General features: G+C 42.9%; 18 protein-coding genes. 7 read left to right on the top strand and 11 right to left on the bottom strand.

The genetic code is table 11. From position 1 onward, the window contains the following. The 3 genes from H1R16_RS00460 to H1R16_RS00450 all read right to left on the bottom strand — a co-directional run bounded on the left by H1R16_RS00460 (position 1) and on the right by H1R16_RS00450 (position 4,418). Positions 1-2,388 (bottom strand): TonB-dependent receptor, encoded by a 2,388-nt coding sequence (locus H1R16_RS00460; RefSeq protein WP_181886192.1) that lies wholly within the window; start codon positions 2,386-2,388, stop codon positions 1-3. A gap of 83 nt (positions 2,389-2,471) precedes the next feature. Continuing rightward, a complete protein-coding gene (locus tag H1R16_RS00455) occupies positions 2,472-3,422 on the bottom strand; it encodes a fasciclin domain-containing protein (RefSeq protein WP_181886193.1) in 951 nt (316 codons plus the stop codon). Between the two features lie 315 nt (positions 3,423-3,737). Further along, a complete protein-coding gene (locus tag H1R16_RS00450) occupies positions 3,738-4,418 on the bottom strand; it encodes a peptidoglycan DD-metalloendopeptidase family protein (protein WP_181886194.1) in 681 nt (226 codons plus the stop codon). Positions 4,419-4,628: 210 nt separating this feature from the next. Here H1R16_RS00450 and H1R16_RS00445 point away from each other — a divergent pair, with 210 nt between their 5' ends. Next, complete coding sequence (locus H1R16_RS00445; RefSeq protein WP_181886195.1) at positions 4,629-5,054, top strand: endonuclease domain-containing protein; 426 nt, start codon at positions 4,629-4,631, stop codon at positions 5,052-5,054. A gap of 129 nt (positions 5,055-5,183) precedes the next feature. Here the strand turns inward: H1R16_RS00445 and H1R16_RS00440 are convergent, their stop codons facing one another. The 4 genes from H1R16_RS00440 to H1R16_RS00425 form a co-directional block, all read right to left on the bottom strand. Continuing rightward, on the bottom strand, positions 5,184-7,160 hold the full coding sequence (locus H1R16_RS00440) for a urocanate hydratase (RefSeq protein ID WP_181886196.1): 1,977 nt from the start codon (positions 7,158-7,160) through the stop codon (positions 5,184-5,186). Between the two features lie 92 nt (positions 7,161-7,252). Further along, entirely contained in the window at positions 7,253-7,522 is a 270-nt protein-coding gene (locus H1R16_RS00435; protein WP_181886197.1) for a hypothetical protein, read from the bottom strand. Between the two features lie 23 nt (positions 7,523-7,545). After that, positions 7,546-7,839: a hypothetical protein gene (locus H1R16_RS00430; protein WP_228451037.1), complete on the bottom strand. Its 294-nt coding sequence runs from the start codon at positions 7,837-7,839 to the stop codon at positions 7,546-7,548. 82 nt (positions 7,840-7,921) lie between these two features. After that, entirely contained in the window at positions 7,922-8,572 is a 651-nt protein-coding gene (locus H1R16_RS00425) for a protein-L-isoaspartate(D-aspartate) O-methyltransferase (RefSeq protein WP_181886772.1), read from the bottom strand. Positions 8,573-8,688: 116 nt separating this feature from the next. Between H1R16_RS00425 and H1R16_RS00420 the strand changes: the two genes are divergently transcribed. The 6 genes from H1R16_RS00420 to H1R16_RS00395 are packed head-to-tail and all read left to right on the top strand — an operon-like array spanning position 8,689 to position 13,950. Then, the gene (locus tag H1R16_RS00420; protein ID WP_181886198.1) at positions 8,689-9,651 is read left to right on the top strand and encodes a Gfo/Idh/MocA family protein; all 963 of its coding nucleotides are present in this window, start codon (positions 8,689-8,691) and stop codon (positions 9,649-9,651) included. Positions 9,652-9,657: 6 nt separating this feature from the next. Further along, positions 9,658-10,551 carry a class A beta-lactamase, subclass A2 gene (gene bla / locus H1R16_RS00415; RefSeq protein WP_396652433.1) on the top strand — a complete coding sequence of 298 codons (894 nt, stop codon included), beginning with the start codon at positions 9,658-9,660 and terminating at the stop codon, positions 10,549-10,551. After that, positions 10,541-11,407: a M23 family metallopeptidase gene (locus H1R16_RS00410; RefSeq protein ID WP_181886200.1), complete on the top strand. Its 867-nt coding sequence runs from the start codon at positions 10,541-10,543 to the stop codon at positions 11,405-11,407. Before bla ends, H1R16_RS00410 begins: the two co-directional genes overlap by 11 nt. Before the next feature lie 22 nt (positions 11,408-11,429). Continuing rightward, the gene (locus H1R16_RS00405; protein ID WP_181886201.1) at positions 11,430-12,323 is read left to right on the top strand and encodes a 3-hydroxybutyryl-CoA dehydrogenase; all 894 of its coding nucleotides are present in this window, start codon (positions 11,430-11,432) and stop codon (positions 12,321-12,323) included. A gap of 25 nt (positions 12,324-12,348) precedes the next feature. Continuing rightward, on the top strand, positions 12,349-13,671 hold the full coding sequence (locus H1R16_RS00400; RefSeq protein WP_181886202.1) for a hypothetical protein: 1,323 nt from the start codon (positions 12,349-12,351) through the stop codon (positions 13,669-13,671). Between the two features lie 36 nt (positions 13,672-13,707). Continuing rightward, positions 13,708-13,950 carry a hypothetical protein gene (locus H1R16_RS00395; RefSeq protein ID WP_158063922.1) on the top strand — a complete coding sequence of 81 codons (243 nt, stop codon included), beginning with the start codon at positions 13,708-13,710 and terminating at the stop codon, positions 13,948-13,950. Positions 13,951-13,982: 32 nt separating this feature from the next. Here H1R16_RS00395 and H1R16_RS00390 read toward each other — a convergent pair whose 3' ends face one another. From H1R16_RS00390 to H1R16_RS00375, 4 genes are all read right to left on the bottom strand, one after another. Continuing rightward, on the bottom strand, positions 13,983-14,384 hold the full coding sequence (locus H1R16_RS00390) for an META domain-containing protein (protein WP_181886203.1): 402 nt from the start codon (positions 14,382-14,384) through the stop codon (positions 13,983-13,985). An 83-nt stretch (positions 14,385-14,467) separates the two neighbouring features. Continuing rightward, complete coding sequence (gene pheT / locus H1R16_RS00385) at positions 14,468-16,867, bottom strand: phenylalanine--tRNA ligase subunit beta (protein ID WP_181886204.1); 2,400 nt, start codon at positions 16,865-16,867, stop codon at positions 14,468-14,470. Between the two features lie 191 nt (positions 16,868-17,058). Continuing rightward, entirely contained in the window at positions 17,059-17,502 is a 444-nt protein-coding gene (locus H1R16_RS00380) for an SRPBCC family protein (RefSeq protein ID WP_181886205.1), read from the bottom strand. Between the two features lie 17 nt (positions 17,503-17,519). Then, positions 17,520-17,942 (bottom strand): SRPBCC family protein, encoded by a 423-nt coding sequence (locus H1R16_RS00375; RefSeq protein ID WP_181886206.1) that lies wholly within the window; start codon positions 17,940-17,942, stop codon positions 17,520-17,522. Positions 17,943-17,951 lie beyond the last annotated feature (9 nt).

The following is a 17,951-nucleotide window of genomic DNA, read 5'->3' as shown; positions in this document are numbered from 1 at the left end:
TTAAAACTCGAAAATAAATCCAAAGTAAGGAAGCGGTGTCGAACCGTCATTTTCGCCAGTTTCCAGCTGGTAATATTGTTGATCTTGTGGCGCTGTTGGATTGGCAATTACACCATTTCCCTGTGCATCCCGCTGTAAGTTAACTACCGGCAGCGCACTTGGGCTCTTTGAACCGTAGGCATTAACGACATCGACATAAGCGGTAAGCTGCCATTTTTTGAAAATCCACTTCTTCTCACCACGAAGGTCCAGCTGATGCGAAAGATTACCGCGGGAGCTGTTAAGCAAAGCATAATTCTGTACCGGTCCGTTAGCCACATTCCAGATATTGACCAGCGAACTGCGCTGAAGGTCATAAGGAGTTTCAGGCAGTCCCGACTGCATGCGGAAACGTGCACCTACATTCCAGTTTCTTCTGAAATATTTCCCCGTGGTCACAGACAGGATATGGCGGGAATCCCAGCTTGATGGCAACAGAGTTCCCTGCGCATTAGAGAATCTGGAATAGCCATAGGTATACGCTGCAATACCGTAAAAGTCATTCAGGGTACGCTTCTGCGCAAGTAATTCAACACCGTAGGTCTCGCCAAATCCGCGGGAGTCCAGCGGTTCACTGCCCACAACTCCAAAATCTCCGCCCACATTAGCAAGTGAGATTTGGTTCCGAAGTGAGAAAGGATAATTTTTATACTTCTTATAATACCCTTCCATAGTAAATCGCAGACTGTTAGGCCCGTTATACTCTATACCGCCAACAAGGTGTGTATTCTGAATGTACTTCAGTGCGCTTTTATTTGTCAATAATCCGTTTTCGGTAAATCCAAGTGCGGTGTAAACCGGCAGCTGATAGTAAATTCCGGTATTGAAATTAAAAGCAAATCTCTCTGTAAGCTTGTAACTGGCTGAGAGACGAGGCGATATCTGTTCGAGCGGGTTATTTGTGTTTTCTGAATAGTCACTGCCATCAATCCTCAAACCTCCAGACAGTTGCAGACGGTCATCAAACAGTTTTCTGGCACCCTGCAGGTATAAGCCATACTGAAGAAGGTTGAACTCTGATGCGAGATTATCGAAATTAACGGAATTCTGCGTTACGTTCCGGCTAACCGAACTGTTGTAATATCTTGCAAAATTAACGTTGGCACCACTGCTTAGCTGATAATCTGAAATCGTGAAATTACGGTCTATACGAAGTTTGTTTTCACTCTCCTGGGATTTATAATCATAAACCAGGTTTTGTGGAAGCTCAATATTACGGTAATATTTAAGTGCCTGGTTGTCCAGCATATTGCGGCTGAGTGTAAAAAGCCAGTTTCCGTTTTCAGCAAGGTGTCTGTAGCCTGCACCTACGGTATAGTTCCACTGTGGTGACACCGGCAGCCTCTCTATAAGTGTAAGATTAGCCAGTGTGGGTTCGGCATCTTCATTAAATTTGAAATTATCTTTGGCGCCCATCCCCAGGAAATAAAGTTCGTCACCGCTCTCAAATTTCTTTGAAACCTTGAATGTAGCATCGTAATAACTTGGCAGAAACGGCAGGCCAATAGCCTTAAACAGCAACTGAAGGTTGGATTTCCTTACGCTGAAAAGTCCGGACCATGTTTGGTCTTTGGAAAGTGGACCATCGGCCATAAGCTGCAGATCATCCAGACCCAGGATTACTTTATACCCTAATTTATCTTTTCTTGCAGCTTTCAGGTTAAACTCAAACAGTGAGGAAAGCACGCCGTTACGTTTGGCCGGAAATGCGCCACTGTAGAAATCAACATCCTTGATGAAATCAACAGTAATGATTCCACGTGGTCCGCCACTGGCTCCCTGAGTCTGGAAGTGGTTGATAACCGGCACTTCAATACCGTCAATGTAAAATTTATTTTCAGCTGAACTACCACCGCGTATAAACAGGTCATTACGGAAAGTGGCTGTGCTACCGACGCCTGGAAAACTTAATATCGCCTTTGAGACATCCCGGTTGGAACCCGCATTCTTCTGAACTTCTTCGCTGGTGATATTGCGCAGAGACAGTGGACTTTCGGCTGTTGTTTTGTACGTTTTTCTAACGATCGTAACCTCTTCAATCTGATTCACAGATTTAATTAAACCTACAGAAAACGTAAGGTTTTGATTTGGCACCACATCAATATCCGTGAGTGTAGCGGGCGAAAATCCTTCAGCACTAATCTCAAAGGTGTAGGTACCGGAAGGAATACCGGTAACCGAAACATTTCCCTGGCCACTAACGGCTTCACGGTCGCTGCCCAATACCCGCACAGAGGCTGTCAGTGGTTTCTTGGTGAAATCATCAAATACATTGATGTTGATACTGCCAACCTGAGCGTAGGACAACGCTGAGATCAGGAGCAAAAGAAAAAAAATTCTGAATCTCATGGGAACAATTTTACGCAATTTACAAATAAACGCCCCTGCGAACAGGGACGCTTATCAACATTAACACTTAAAATTACTAAAAACTATGGCAATAATACTTTATCCAGTACATGAATAATTCCGTTGGAACACTGTACGTCAGTCGCAATTACGTTAGACATTCTGTTGTTGGCGTCGGTAATCTTAACTCCGCCCGTGGTGGTAACAGTAAAGGTACCTCCCTGAAAAGTCGTTACGTTCATATTGTTCATAATATCGGTAGAGGCTACATTTGCTCCGGCTACTACATGATATTTTAGAGCATTTTCCAGGGTTACGGTAGGTATGGATGCAAGTCCGGGAAGGTTTATTTCTGTAAGCAGTGAACCGAAAGCAGCATTGTTGGGCGCAAAAACTGTAAATGGAGAACCCGTACTTCCGCCCAGGATTCCCACGAAGTCAGGCATGTCATTTCTTGTAAGTGCCGAAACCAAGGTGCTGAAATTTGGGTTGGCAAGCACGTGAGTAACAACAGTTGGCAGTCCGATTACTTTGTCTACCTTGTGTATTACACCATTAGTGGCCATGAGGTCGGTTTGAGTAACTGTGGACACGCCGTTCAGTTTTACACCGGAGGCAGTGTTAACAAACATGCTCAGGTTTCGGGTAGAAGAAGCACTGCCCTTCGCCATTGTTGATACATAACCTGTAGCTACCTGTGATGCCATCATCTTGGTGCCAAGCACATGATTAAGAAGAATTTCTTTCAAAGCAGCTGTAGGCACATCATTTAAACTGGCAAAACCGTTTGCCGAAAGAAATTGTGAGAAGGCTGCATTCGAAGGTGCAAAAACAGTAAAGTTGCCGGATTGATTAAGCGTAGAAGCTAATCCTGCTTTGTCAATTGCTGCCTTAAGATTAGAAAGGTCAGGATCCGAAGCTGTCAGTTCATAAATACTGGAATAGGTTTCCATTTCAGTTGTACTGTCTTCACATGCTGTGGAGATAAATCCGAAGAGCAGCACGAGTGAAAAAATTTTGAATAGATTTTTCATAATAAAATATTTTTTTGTTAAATAAAATTAGACAACAATCATACTATTTTAAATATTTTGGTATAGTAATTTCCTATTAAGATTATTGATGAATTTATGTCGCGGTACCGAAGCACTAAAAGTTTAGAAAATACCTTAAAGAACTACACATAAATTTGGATTCTTTACCACACGATTTTTTGTTTGGCCAGTCTGATGAGAGCGCAACATTAGTCTTAAAACAAAAAAGGCTACCGTTTTTGCGAGCTCTTACATATAGAAATATGTTCTAAAGCCAAATTCTTAACAGACCTAAAGGCAAAGTAATGCACCCGTTTAGGTACCAATCTTCAGCAGTAAATTAGGATCCGGACAGTTTTCGCTGTAATAATCAAGTTCACAGATACTGCAGACGCCGGGGTAATCACCTTTTTTATTTTCGATATTTTTAATAATCTGAAAATGCAGGTGCGGTGCATAATCACCGTTCACAGGCGGTTTTCCAAGTTCGGCGATCTTCTCCCCTTTTTTTACTAGTTGGCCTACCTTTTTTCCGTTCAGACTTTCCAGACTTAAATGGCCGTACAGCGTGTAGAAAGTAATACCTTCAATTTCGTGCTCAACAATGACCGTCGGGCCATAATCACCTAGAAAGGTATTGTTTTGCAAACTGTGAATTTTCCCGTCCAAAGCGCTCAGTACGGCAGTTCCTGCTTTGATCCAAAGATCCAAACCGATGTGTATATTCCGTTCTTCTGAGTTTTCATCATTAAAATTGCTGCTCCTCTTATAAAGGTTACGCTTTTCGAGGTAACCGCCAAACGCGACTTTCGCACGATTTGCGGAAAGATGATTCTCAACAAACTCCTCAAATTTTCCTGCGTCCGTAAGGTCCAATTTGAGTTCGTCTGTATGTTGTGCTGAAAGATCGAACGCAACATAATCTTTGTAATCAATTGAAGCGTCAATTACTTTTACGGCAGTTTGTTTTTGGAGAATATCTTTGACTGTGGTCATTTTAATTGTTTAGAAAATCAAAGATAGAAAATGTGGTTAGAAACTTTTAATTTGAAAATACTCCAGACCCGTACACGACAATTTTACTCCACTCCTCATCCAAAAACGCGAAGAATTCCCCTCCTCCGGAGGGGTGGCGATCCGAAGAAGGCGAGATTGACGGGGTGGTTCCAGCATTCGCAAAAAACCTAATTTTATTTAAAATTGGTCATGCTTGAAAAACAAATAGCAACTCACATCGATGGCATCATTATTTACAGGAATTTCGTGAAAAATCTGCCATATAATCCTAAGTTGATTCCACTAACCAAACAAAAACGAAAGCAGGGAATTTTATCTGAAGTCCTGTTTTGGCAACAGGTTAGGAACAAAGGTTTTCATCAAATTGATTTTGACCGGCAGCGTATCATCGGTAACTATATCGTCGATTTTTATGTAAAAACGTTAGGGTTAATAGTAGAAATCGATGGTTTTAGTCACGACACAAAGCAGCAATATGACACTGTACGGACAGCTTTTCTGGAAAACCTGGGTTTAAAGGTTTTCCGAATCACCGACTGGGATATAAAGCAAAATCTAAGTGTGGCAATGAAGGATTTGGAGAACTTTATCATAGCGAATTATAGTGCTCCTTAAAATATAGATAGATATATATCTGAATTAACCACCCCGTCAAAAAAATCAAAGATTTTTCGCCACCCCTCCAGTGGAGGGGAATTCCGCACGTTCCAAATTCCAAATTAACTCATTATCAAATTTTCAAAATTAAAACAGACCCTCATCCACAATATTCGGCAACGTCACTTTCAGATTGGGTTCGGCCTCCATTGCTCTTTTAATTGCGAAAACAGCACCTTCATTTCTTGCCCAGCTGCGGCGCGAAATACCGTTGTTAACGTCCCAGAACAGCATAGATTTTAATCTTCTGTCGGCATCATCGCTTCCATCCAGCAGCATTCCGAAGCCACCATTGATCACTTCGCCCCAACCAACGCCGCCGCCATTGTGGATGGAAACCCAGGTGGCCCCGCGGAAACTGTCGCCAATGACATTTTGAATGGCCATGTCGGCAGTAAACCTTGAGCCATCGTAGATGTTGGACGTTTCGCGGTATGGCGAATCGGTGCCCGACACATCGTGATGATCGCGTCCCAAAACCACCGCCCCGATTTCTCCGTTTGCGATGGCTTTATTGAAGGCTTCAGCGATTTTCATCCGGCCCTCAGCATCAGCGTAAAGTATCCTGGCCTGCGATCCAACAACAAGTTTATTTTCCTGTGCACCCTTAATCCATTTTATATTATCTGCCATCTGCTGCTGTATCTCTGCCGGTGAATTCTTCATCAGTTCATCCAGTATTTGAGCAGCTATTTCATCGGTTTTCTGAAGGTCCACAGGCTCGCCGCTGGTACACACCCAACGGAAAGGACCAAATCCATAATCGAAGCACATAGGCCCCATAATATCCTGAACATAGCTCGGATAGCGGAAATCAATGCCGTTTTCGGCCATAATATCGGCGCCGGCACGGCTTGCTTCAAGTAGGAAGGCGTTTCCGTAATCAAAGAAGTAGGTGCCTTTTTCGGTGTGACGGTTAATGGCTTCCGCATGACGTCTCAGACTTTCCTGAACTTTCTCTTTAAAGAGTTCGGGATTTTCAGCCATCATAATGTTGGCATCCTCAAAGGAAATGCCTACTGGGTAATAGCCACCAGCCCAGGGATTATGAAGCGATGTCTGATCGGAACCTATATCAACAGTAAGATTCTCTTCATCAAACTTCTCCCAAACTTCTACCACGTTGCCCAAATAAGCCAGGGAAACAGTTTCGTTATCAGACTTTGCTTTTTTCACCCGTGTTACAAGTGACTCAAGATTTTCGTGAATTTCGTCTATCCATTTCTGCTCATGTCTTATCCTGGTAATCTTTGGATTCACCTCGGCGCAGACAGTGATGCATCCGGCAATATTTCCGGCTTTGGGCTGCGCGCCACTCATTCCGCCCAGTCCAGAAGTCACGAACAGGCCACCGGCAGTTGGTTTATTGATTTTTCTGAAAGCATTAAGAACTGTAATTGTGGTACCGTGCACAATTCCCTGCGGACCTATATACATATAACTTCCCGCTGTCATTTGCCCATACTGGGATACGCCCAGGGCATTGAATTTCTCCCAGTCGTCCGGCTTGGAATAATTGGGAATCATCATTCCGTTGGTCACCACCACTCGTGGAGCTTCTTTATGCGACGGAAAAAGTCCCATAGGATGTCCTGAGTACATTACTAATGTCTGTTCGTCGGTCATTTCAGACAGATATTTCATAGTGAGCAGATATTGCGCCCAGTTCTGGAATACCGCACCATTGCCACCGTAAGTAATTAACTCATGTGGGTGCTGGGCCACGGCATAATCCAGGTTATTCTGGATCATCAGCATAATGGCCTTTGCCTGCTCAGACTGCCCCGGATACTCGGAAATCGGGCGGGCTTTCATCTCATATTCCGGACGGAAGCGGTACATATGGATCCGTCCGTACGTTTCCAGTTCGGAACGGAACTCAGGCAGCAGTTCAGCGTGAAATTCAGGCTCAAAGTAACGCAGAGCATTTCTTAATGCCAGTTTTTTTTCTTCGTCGGAAAGGATTTCCTTGCGTTTAGGTGCGTGGTTGATGCCACTTTCGTATGGTTTAAGCTGAGGTAGTTGGGAGGGAATTCCCTGTTGTATCTGTTCCTGAAAAGTCATTGAATATTTGATTTCTTCAAAAATACAAAATAAAAAAATCCGCTAAAAGCGGATTCAGTATTAATTGGCCCAATGCTTAGCCCGGTTTCAACTTAAAAGTCATCTTCTGCCTGGGAATTGTGCATATTGTTTTCCCATGCATCGTTATAAGCTTTCTTTTTATCGTTCCAGGCATCGGGTGGGCAGTCATTTTTGGCTCTTGTCATAAAGCCTTCCTGGGTTGCATTCTGTTTCGTGTCCCGCATTTCGCGGCGGTACTCGCTTACATATTCGTCGTAATTCTCGAGATTTTCCGGCCTGTTTTCTATATTACGGTCAGCATTGTTTACGTCCTGCGACTTTTTGAAATTATTAGAATCCATATTTATAAATTTTGTGATTAGTGTCAGATATTGTCCTGTTGCGGCTCATCATGATTATCGCCACCCAGACTCCAGTAATTATTCTCTTCATCTTCCGAGCCCAGTTCCTGCTGGTCATCATCAAGCTCTGCGCCCGGAATATCCAGATCCGCAGCCGGATCGTCAGAAGTCAACTCGGCCACCAGTTCGCTTTCTTCCACTGGATTACCGTCGCCATCAATTGGGATATGCTCTTCGTTTTCGAAAATATCTTCTTTTGCAGGGTAATTAAGTTGCTCTATTTTCAGGTCCTGTTCGGTTTTATTGTCTTCTGCCATAATAAATAATTTATAACTCAAAGTTACCGGATCAGAGCCTTGGCGCATTACAGCATCCTAAAAAAAAATTACAGAATATAAATCAGCGGTTGGTACTGCTCAGCATTGGAACAAACTTATAGGCTCCGAATTCCTCTTTTTCAAATTCCTTCTCAGACCTTTTTGTGAACCTTGTGAGGATCTGCTCTTCAGTTTTCCCCAAAGGAATCACCATGCGGCCACCTACTTTTAACTGATGCAGAAGTTGAGTTGGCAGTACTTCCGCACCGCAGGTAACCAGTATCTTATCAAAAGGAGCAAAGGAAGGGAGTCCGGCAAAACCATCACCAAAACTCTGAAAGCTTGGTCTTAAATGCATTTCCCGCAGTTTTCGGGTGGAGAACTCGTACAGGTCTTTCTGCCTTTCCACGGTATATACCAATGCGCCCATTGTTACAAGTACGGCAGTCTGATAACCGCAACCAGTACCGATCTCCAGGACTTTTTCTTTAGCCGAAAGCTCCAGAAGTTCCGTTTGTTCGGCAACTGTAGACGGGTGAGAAATAGTTTGCTTGGCCAAAATGGGAAAGGCACGGTCTTCATAGGCAAAGTCCTCAAAAATACTTTCAAGGAAGAGGTGTCGCGGCACGGTATTCATCGCTTTGAGTACGTTCTGGTCTCCAATGCCTATTTTTTCCTGCAGATAGTTTATCAATATCTTTCGCTTTCCCTTATGTACAAATGAATCCTGCATGAGACAAACATAGGGAATTTTACTCATTTTTGCCACTACCAGTGCTCTGTACTTACAGCGAGCATGGCGTTTTAGCGGTCCGGTCACTTTCCTTATATTTACCGAAATTTATTTCTATGCTGAAAGCGGGTTTAGTGGGAGCCGGACATTTAGGTAAAATTCATCTCAGACTGCTGCAACAGTCTTCAAAATATGACCTTATAGGTTTTTATGATGCCGATCCGGAAAACGGCCAAAAACTGGAAAAGGAATTTGGCTACCGCTACTATAGTAATCTGGACGATTTACTGGCGAGGGTGGAGATGCTGGACATAGTAACTCCTACCCTTTTTCATTACAGCTATGCTAAAAAAGCCATAGAAAACGGCCTGCATTTCTTTATAGAGAAGCCTGTAACGCAAACCCTGGAGCAGGCTGAAGAAATACTGCAGCTTTGCCGCACAAACAATATTAAAGCGCAGGTAGGCCATGTGGAAAGATATAACCCGGCATTTACCGGTGCCCGAAAATACATTCAGGATCCAATGTTTATTGAGATTCACCGACTGGCCGAGTTTAATCCCCGCGGAACGGATGTTTCTGTAGTATTGGACCTTATGATCCACGATCTGGATATCCTGCTCAGTATCGTAAAATCGCCTGTAAAAAACATCCATGCATCCGGTGTTTGCGTCGTTTCCAAATCACCGGATATTACCAATGCGCGAATTGAGTTCGAAAACGGATGTGTGGCTAATCTTACCACCTCCCGGATCTCAATGAAGTCTATGAGGAAATCGAGATTTTTCCAGAAAGACGCTTATATTTCGGTAGATTTTCTTGAAAAGAAAGCTGAAGTAATCCGCATGAAGCCTGCTCCCGAATTCCCGAATGATTTTGATATGATCATTGAAAATGCCGAGGGCGAAAAAAATCAGATCATTTTCGAATATCCCAATATTCAGACCAATAATGCTATTCTGGATGAACTTGAGAGTTTTGCAGATGCTGTAACCGAAAACAAGGCGGTAGAAGTTTCACTGGAAGACGGAACTGAGGCGCTGAGGGTTGCACTGGAAATAGTAAGACTGATAAGTTAAAGGATGATGAAAGTTACATTTATTCTTAGCTTTCTCCTTTTGGCCGCCGGGATTTATGCCCAGAACTTAAAAGGTGATATAGAACGGATCATAAAAGGAAAAGATGCAACTGTAGCTGTATCTGTTCTCAAACTGGGCGAGTCCTACAATGTGGACATTAACGGCGACAAAAAACTTCCGATGCAGAGTGTTTTTAAATTTCACATTGCATTGGCAGTTCTGGATGCCGCAGACAATGGAAAACTTTCCCTGGATCAGCCAATTTTCATCAAAAAAGCGGATTTGTTGGAGAACACGTGGAGTCCCATCAGAAACAAATATCCGGAAGGTAACATTTCACTACCGCTGCAAGAAATCATCCGTTATACTCTTGCTGAAAGTGACAATAACGGCTGTGATATACTTCTTAGACTTATTGGCGGTACAGAAGCCGTTCAAAATTTTATGGATACAAAAGAAATTTCCGACTTTTCAATAAAAGCTAATGAAGAGGAAATGCACCGTGACTGGAACGTGCAGTATACGAACTATACCACTACAAATTCTATGAATACAGTGCTGAAGAAGTTTAAGGAAGGCAAAATGGTATCAGCTAAATCAACAGATTTTTTGTGGAAAGTAATGCTGGGAACCAAAACCGGCCTGAATAAAATAAAGGACCAGCTGCCGGCGGGCACTCCGGTGGCTCATAAAACAGGATCATCAGGTAAAAATTCAGCCGGGCTTACCGGTGCTGAAAATGATGCAGGCATTATTACACTGCCGAGCGGAGATCAGTACGCTCTTAGTATTTTTATTTCGGATTCCAGGGAAACTGATGCTGTGAACTGTAAAATTATATCAGACATTTCAATGAAAGTATGGCAGCATTTTAGCGGCATGACCAAATATGAAAAATAATCACTCCAGCTTGGCAGCGCAGTATTTCTGTCCCTTTATAACGAGGATTCTTCTTGCTTTTCTAATCCTTTCGTCTATAACAGCGTTTGCCCAGCAGAAATGGGATATAAAATTTTATAATGAGGTTAAAGGCCGTGAGGTTGAAATTTACGCAGACAATAATGAACATATGCCAATGTCTGCAATGTTTGATTTTAAACTGAACAATATGATTTCTACTCTGGCAAATGGTAAATCAGTGGTTATTCCTGCACGAACTAAAAAGTTCCTGCTTGCCAAAGTTAAAGTCATAAAGGCTGATTTGGGTAACAGTTTCAGCTATACCAATACTTATAATTTTGGAGATGTTACAGCATCGGCTCATGATGATAACCTTATTTACTGGCTGCCCTTCGAAAAAGGAAAAACAAAACTCATCTTTCAGGGTTACAACGGTAAGTTTTCGCATCAGAATTCTGCAGCACTGGATTTTTCACTTGAAGAGGGCGAAAAGGTTTTTACCGCCCGGGGAGGCACAGTGGTTGAGGTAGAGGAAAGCAATAACCGTAACTGCCCCGATATAAGTTGCGCACGGTTTAACAATTATATACTGATCATGCACAGCGACGGTACATTCGCAGACTACTCGCACCTGAAGCAAAACGGCAGCATAGTGAGGCCAGGCAGTAAAGTGGAACGCGGCCAACACATCGGGTACAGCGGAAGCACGGGTTTTTCCAACGGTCCGCATCTGCACTTTTCGGTCTTTAACAACAGAATCGACGGCAAGCGCAGTTATATAAAAACGAAATTCAGGACCTCTGAACAGGACGCTGTACTGCTGGAAGAAAAGAAACGATACACAAAAAATTACTAATTAAAAGATATAAAACAAACCTATGAACAAAAGAATCGTAATCATTGGCGCGGGAACTATGGGAAACGGAATTGCGCATACCTTTGCACAAACCGGTTATCAGGTAAGTCTCGTAGATGTTTCGCAGGAAGCACTGGACCGCGGACTTAAAACGATCACATCCAACCTGGACAGGATCATTGCAAAAGGCAACCTGACTGAGCAGCAAAAATCCACCACGCTTAACAACATCACTACTTTTACCACGCTGGAAGAGGCTGCAAAGGATGCGGACCTGATTGTTGAAGCAGCTACTGAAAACATAGACCTTAAGCTTAAAATATTCAGACAGATGGATGAACTGGCGCCGGAAAACTGCATCCTGGCTACCAACACTTCTTCCATTTCCATCACCAAAATTGCTTCGGTAACTTCAAGACCGGAAAAAGTGATAGGAATGCACTTCATGAATCCTGTACCGATCATGAAACTTGTTGAGATCATTAAAGGGTATTCCACATCAAAAGAGACTTTTAGTGAGATCTTTGAGTTAAGCAAAGCTTTAGGCAAAGTCCCTGTAGAGGTAAACGATTATCCGGGTTTTGTGGCGAACAGAATTTTGATGCCCATGATAAATGAAGCGATAGAAACACTGTACAACGGTGTAGCCGGAGTAGAGGAAATTGATACAGTGATGAAGTTGGGAATGGCTCATCCAATGGGACCACTGCAACTGGCAGATTTTATAGGTCTGGATGTATGTCTGGCTATTCTGAATGTAATGCACGACGGCTTCAAAAATCCAAAGTATGCTCCATGCCCACTTCTCGTAAATATGGTTACTGCCGGTAAAATGGGCGTGAAGTCAGGCGAAGGTTTCTACGATTATGCTGAATCCAAAAAAGCAGAAAAAGTGGCGGCAGCATTTCTAAAATAGCTTGCAGCGGCCTTAAATAAATGTAATGAGAAAAAGGATTCTGGAAAACAGAATACAGATTATAATGATCATCACCACTTTGGTGATGATCTTTCTTCGTTTTCTATTAAATGAAAAAGGCAGGGTGAATCCAGACTCTGTACGCTTTATGCGCAGCGCCCACCTCTTTCCGGAAATCGATAATACCACCACGCCAATGGGTTATCCGCTGGGAATCCGGTTTTTTACCTATTTCAGTTTGGACGAATTTTGGGCGAGCAAACTTCTTGGCGTCCTGGCCTTCGGCTTTATCATATGGTTTGCCTGGAAAAAGCAGTTCTATCTTCGTGAAATCATTATGACCTGTGCACTTTTCAGTCTGGTATCCCTCTTTGGCTACACAATGAGTGAAGCAATGATGCTGCCTTTTGTTTTTGTTTTCCTATTTGTTGGCCGACAGGTAATTGTGGGGCAGTTAGAGGGCTGGAAAGCTTTTTTTTGGCTAAGTTTTATGCTCATCCTATTATTCAACATACGGTATCCCGGCCTTTTTTTCATGGCTACCGCCATGCTTTTCGGTCTGATAAACCGCCGGAAAAGGTATGGACCTGCATTTATATTTTCAGGTACTGCCGGATTTGTTTTTGTCGTGATATACAAATTAACTTTCATCGATTATTTTAACGAAAAGTACGTGGATTCGTTCCTGGAGATTGGTTTACATCCTACTTCAAGGCTTTTGGTGGAATTGTATGAAGGTCTGGCTACAACATTCAATCCCTTTATACATATTGCAAATCCAGGCGGAGGAGTGATTAACTTTATGATTTACGGAATCGGAACGATCAACATAGCGCTTCTTACTGTACTCGTAATTAAAGCGGGGATATCTGAGACCGAAAAATTTCTGATGGCGTGCGGCGTTATGGGCATTGCCTGTTCTTTCTTCATCCAGTATTTTTATGGAATTACACCGCTGGATTACTGGCTTCTCGCCCCGTTCGCGCTACCCCTTTGGATGCTGTATTTCAGGAAACTGTACAGAGCTTCAGGGACATTAACGTATGCTGTCCCAATCCTGAGCCTGTTTACAGGTGCTGTATTTATCTTGTTATCCCGTGCGGATTACCTGGAAAACCGCAAAATAATCACGGAATATCTCGAAGCCGAGAACAGGTTAGATACCAACATCAATTTTTATATAAATGATGATATGGACAGCAGGGAATCGCAAATTGCTGAACTCATAAGCACTGTGAACCCAAAAGTCCGCTTTACCAAAAATCCGTTGGATACGCTCAAAAAAGAAACACTTACACCGCATCGTGCATTGACAAAAATTAAGATACACGAGAATAACTTTCAATAAATTTATTATCTTTGAGAAGTTTAAAACATTAAGAAAATGAAATTACCTAAGTTTTTATTAGCAGATAATTCCGAAATGCCGGAAGACCTTTTTGTAGTACATACAGAATACCCAAGATTCATCCTGAATGTGGAGGAAGAAGAAGTAGAATGGTTGGACGATCTGGAAGGGGACGATGAGGAATCCATGGCCGAGGAAGCTACAAAAGTGGTAGAACAGGCCTTTACGTGGTGTGATGAAGAACTCGCTAAGTACGATGACGAGGAAGACGAAGAATAAAAAAAGGAACTCAGCTGAGTTCCTTTTTTTTATTATTGTATTCTGTTGAATTTCAACAGGAGTAAGCCGTTCTGGTAAAGCTCCAGGGTGTTTCCCACAACCCGATATTTATTTACGCTGGAAAGCATATTGAAAAATGACGATTCAGAAGCCATGGAATCGCAGGCCATCTTGGTCGATCCTATTTTTGAAGCAGAAAATGCACCTGTAGTGGCTTCTGTACTAAGCTCACCAAAATAATTGTTGCAGCCTCCCGTTCCTGTAATCTTTCCGGACTGTACCTTCAGAGTTGGCACTTTTCCTTTTACATTTTCCGCCAGCTGCCACTGGGTCTCGTTTAGTGAAGGCTGATTGGCAGTGCTCAAAGGAGTATTCAATACTCCACACGAAATTACTGAGGCAGATAGTAGGGCTGTAATGATATACTTCTTCATTTCTTTATTCTTTTAAATTAATATTCAAGAGCTCCATGCAGAAGACACAATTCCGTAGGTCCGCTCCTGTTCTTTTCTATTGACTATCCACGCAACTCTGCGTTGAATTCCTTCTGAAAGCTTTTAATAAGAGAGTTCATAAGTGCAGAGATCTCTTTTTCTTCAAGAGTTTTTTCTTCACTCAGTAATTCAAAGCTCATCGCGTATGACTTTTTGCCTTCAGGCAAATTTTTACCTTCATAAACATCAAAAAGATTGACATTTCTCAGGTAAGCAGACTTGCTTCTTACCGCAACAGCATGCAAATCACTGTAAGACACCGATTTATCTACAAGCAACGCCAAGTCTCTTCGGATTTTATTAAATCGTGGAAGATCAGCGAACTTAAAGGTTCCCTTTTGGCGAAGCTCCTGTGCACTCTCCAGCTCAATTTCGGCATAATAGCAGAGTTGGTCCAAATCACTGTCCTTTAACATCTGTGCGGACACCTTACCCAGACGCGCAATGGTGCGGCCACCGGAAACAATTTCCAGCGCCTCGGAAAACCGTTCGTCTTCAAGAGGTTTTTCCTCCATCTTAATGCCTAAATGATCCAAGAGCAGGTTCACATAACCTTTAAGATGGTAAAAATCTGTAGCAGATTTCTGAACAATCCAGTTTTCGGCTTTTTCGCGTCCGGTAATTAGGATGGCCAGCTGCCTGCGTTCCGTGTATTTTTCTTTTTTGTGATAAATATTTCCCAATTCAAAGAACTTGAGATCAGCCGATTTACGGTTAATGTTATACGCTGCATTTTCCAACAGCCCTTCCAGCATTGATTTACGCATATATGCCAGATCGTTGCTGAGTGGATTGAGAAGCTTAACGGCCTCATCGGTGTTCTTCACACTCGTAAGGGAGTTATTCATCACTTCATTAAAACCGTTGCCCTGTAACGTGGCCGCCCACGAATTTTCCAGCTGGGCACGGTCCTGAACAGGCAGCTGTACTGATGTATAAGAATTTTTCTTAGGAGTTTCAATTTTGTTATACCCGTAAATCCTCAATATCTCCTCGATGACGTCTACCTCACGGGTAACATCGGCACGATATGCAGGTACGGAGATTTCCAGACCGTTTTGGATATCATTAAGGACGGTAATTTCCAGCGCTTTAAGGATTTCCTTCACCTTCTCACGGTGAATCTTAGTCCCGAGAAGTTGCTCAATGCGTGAAAATCTCAGGATAATATAGTGATCCTCAATTTTTTCAGGATAATGTTCCAGCAGGCTGCCGGTTAGTTTTCCTCCGGCAAGATCTTCGAGCATCTTCACCGCATAGGTAAGTGCGGTTACTGTCATCGCCGGATCCACACCTCTTTCAAACCGGAAGGAAGCATCTGTATTTATGCTGTGGGCCTTTGCAGCTTTTCGTACTGCTACCGGATTGAAATAGGCACTTTCCAGAAATACAGTCTTAGTGGATTGCGAAACGCCGGACTCAACACCGCCCAGCACCCCAGCAATACACAAAGGCTCGCCATTGCCGTCTTTAATCATAATTTCTGATCCGTTCAGTTTACGGGAAATGCCATCCAGGGTAGTGAAAGCAGTTCCCGCTGAAGTTGGACCTACCACTACTTTATTACCTGAAATTTTGTCGGCATCAAATGCATGTAAAGGCTGACCGAAACTGTGCAGAATATAGTTTGTTACATCCACAACATTATTTGTGGAGCCGATACCGATACTCTGCAGTCTGTTCTTAAGCCATTCCGGTGATTCCGCTACAGTCACACCTTCGATTATGGCACCTATGTAGCGTGGACACAGAGCAGAGTCCTGGACCTCGATCTGAAAGTCGTTACTTCCGGAGAACAGTATAGGCTGTAAAGCTGCTTTTTCAAACTCAGATTTAAGACCGTTGGTTAGCAGGAAGGCATTCAGGTCACGCGCCACTCCATAATGCGACATTGCGTCGGTGCGGTTAGGGGTAAGACCTATTTCGTAGATATGATCTTTTTCAATATGAAAATAATCGGCAAACGGCGTCCCAATTACATACTTGGAACCGTCCAGCACCATAATTCCATCGTGGCTGTTGCCCAAACCGATTTCGTCTTCGGCGCAAATCATTCCCTGTGACTTTTCGCCACGGATTTTGGTTTCTTTAATTTCAAAGAAGCTTCCGTCCTTTGTGTGAATTCTGGTTCCAGGTACAGCAACAGATACCGTTTGACCAGCTGCGACATTAGGAGCCCCACACACAATCTGAAGCGGCTCACCACCAGTATCCACTGTAGTAATACTCAGCTTGTCGGCATTTGGATGCTTTTCGCAGGTGAGTACTTTTCCCACTACGATGCCTTCCAAACCGCCTGTTATATTTTCAAAAGTTTCTATACCTTCAACCTCCAGACCGATATCGGTTAGATAATCTGCGGTTTTTTCGGGTTTAAGTTCAGTTTTTATATAATCCTTCAGCCAGTTATTCGAAATCTTCATTTATTTCTGTTTGATTTACGTAAAATTCTATTGTAGCACCTCGTGCAAAATTAGCAGAGCCGTGCATTGTCGCACTGCAAATATCGGGATTTTTTTCAGACTATATTTTGAGAATGATGTTGAATAACGGAAAGAAAACAAGCCACAGGAAATTTCCTGCAGCAAACTGTTCAATATTATCGTGGTACAGCTTAGCCTTTCTCTGCAATCTGTTTTACAACTTCGAAGCCTTTTTCGAAGGCGCCTCTCATATGCTCTTCATGCATTTCAGATGTTTGAACCTCGCCCACAAGTTTGGTAAAACCTTCAAACTCGGTAAGGAAATATTTCTCCTGGGCACCACTCCATTCCATCACTTCCCTGGACTTGGTATCCTCCACACCATCCTGGAGCAGGCCAAGATGTTTAAAAACAACTTCGTAAGGTATGCGCAGACTGTCGATTGTAGATACCATACCATTCCTGCCGGATTTATCCATAAAGTAAGTGCGGCCATCAACTTCCCAGTCTGACCGGTACTGCGATCCCTCACTGAAAAATTGAGTCCATTCCGAATACGAATCGGAATTCCAAAGAACGTCCCAAATTTTTTTTGCCGGAGCCTTAATGTCTATTGAATGTGATAGTGTGACCATAATATATTGTTTTTTGTTTATTGCTCTGCCAAAACTTTAATCTGTACCAGGGCTTTCGGAAGATTACTGTTGAAGAAATCCAGGAACTCCTCCAGAGCGTTTACCGTAACGGTAAGCTGAGTTTCGCCTCCCAAGTCCTGAAGTTGGTATGACTCTGTTGAATTTGGCCAATCCTGCGGATCTTCTACTCCATCATAAAGCCAACCCAGATGTTTAAATTTCATCTGGCTGTAAGGCGTATTGATCAGAACCAGATTATACATACCGTTACTCACAGAATCACACATCCGGACAATGCTTCCTTCTTCCAGATTACCTTCGTACCTTGAACCCTGCTGGAAGACCGACGTCCACCGGCTGTAAGAATGCTCATTCCATAGAATATTCCAAACTTTTTCCGGTGCTGCCTCAATCGTAATGTTAAAAGTGAGTAGCTTCATATTCTTTCT

It is taken from the genome of Marnyiella aurantia (genome assembly GCF_014041915.1).
Classification (GTDB): domain Bacteria; phylum Bacteroidota; class Bacteroidia; order Flavobacteriales; family Weeksellaceae; genus Marnyiella; species Marnyiella aurantia.
The sequence above is the reverse complement of the archived record's forward strand: the minus strand, read 5'-3'. Positions and strand labels throughout refer to the sequence as shown.

Excerpts from the sequence above, each read along its gene's own strand:
- H1R16_RS00435 (WP_181886197.1), bottom strand. The coding sequence starts at position 7,522 with ATGGATTCTAATAATTTCAAAAAGTCGCAGGACGTAAACAATGCTGAC.
- bla (WP_396652433.1), top strand. The coding sequence starts at position 9,658 with ATGAAAGTTACATTTATTCTTAGCTTTCTCCTTTTGGCCGCCGGGATT.
- H1R16_RS00405 (WP_181886201.1), top strand. The coding sequence starts at position 11,430 with ATGAACAAAAGAATCGTAATCATTGGCGCGGGAACTATGGGAAACGGA.
- H1R16_RS00395 (WP_158063922.1), top strand. The coding sequence starts at position 13,708 with ATGAAATTACCTAAGTTTTTATTAGCAGATAATTCCGAAATGCCGGAA.
- H1R16_RS00410 (WP_181886200.1), top strand. The coding sequence starts at position 10,541 with ATGAAAAATAATCACTCCAGCTTGGCAGCGCAGTATTTCTGTCCCTTT.
- H1R16_RS00425 (WP_181886772.1), bottom strand. The coding sequence starts at position 8,572 with ATGCAGGATTCATTTGTACATAAGGGAAAGCGAAAGATATTGATAAAC.
- H1R16_RS00375 (WP_181886206.1), bottom strand. The coding sequence starts at position 17,942 with ATGAAGCTACTCACTTTTAACATTACGATTGAGGCAGCACCGGAAAAA.
- H1R16_RS00420 (WP_181886198.1), top strand. The coding sequence starts at position 8,689 with ATGCTGAAAGCGGGTTTAGTGGGAGCCGGACATTTAGGTAAAATTCAT.
- H1R16_RS00430 (WP_228451037.1), bottom strand. The coding sequence starts at position 7,839 with ATGGCAGAAGACAATAAAACCGAACAGGACCTGAAAATAGAGCAACTT.
- pheT (WP_181886204.1), bottom strand. The coding sequence starts at position 16,867 with ATGAAGATTTCGAATAACTGGCTGAAGGATTATATAAAAACTGAACTT.
- H1R16_RS00380 (WP_181886205.1), bottom strand. The coding sequence starts at position 17,502 with ATGGTCACACTATCACATTCAATAGACATTAAGGCTCCGGCAAAAAAA.
- H1R16_RS00400 (WP_181886202.1), top strand. The coding sequence starts at position 12,349 with ATGAGAAAAAGGATTCTGGAAAACAGAATACAGATTATAATGATCATC.
- H1R16_RS00460 (WP_181886192.1), bottom strand. The coding sequence starts at position 2,388 with ATGAGATTCAGAATTTTTTTTCTTTTGCTCCTGATCTCAGCGTTGTCC.
- H1R16_RS00445 (WP_181886195.1), top strand. The coding sequence starts at position 4,629 with ATGCTTGAAAAACAAATAGCAACTCACATCGATGGCATCATTATTTAC.
- H1R16_RS00450 (WP_181886194.1), bottom strand. The coding sequence starts at position 4,418 with ATGACCACAGTCAAAGATATTCTCCAAAAACAAACTGCCGTAAAAGTA.
- H1R16_RS00440 (WP_181886196.1), bottom strand. The coding sequence starts at position 7,160 with ATGACTTTTCAGGAACAGATACAACAGGGAATTCCCTCCCAACTACCT.
- H1R16_RS00390 (WP_181886203.1), bottom strand. The coding sequence starts at position 14,384 with ATGAAGAAGTATATCATTACAGCCCTACTATCTGCCTCAGTAATTTCG.
- H1R16_RS00455 (WP_181886193.1), bottom strand. The coding sequence starts at position 3,422 with ATGAAAAATCTATTCAAAATTTTTTCACTCGTGCTGCTCTTCGGATTT.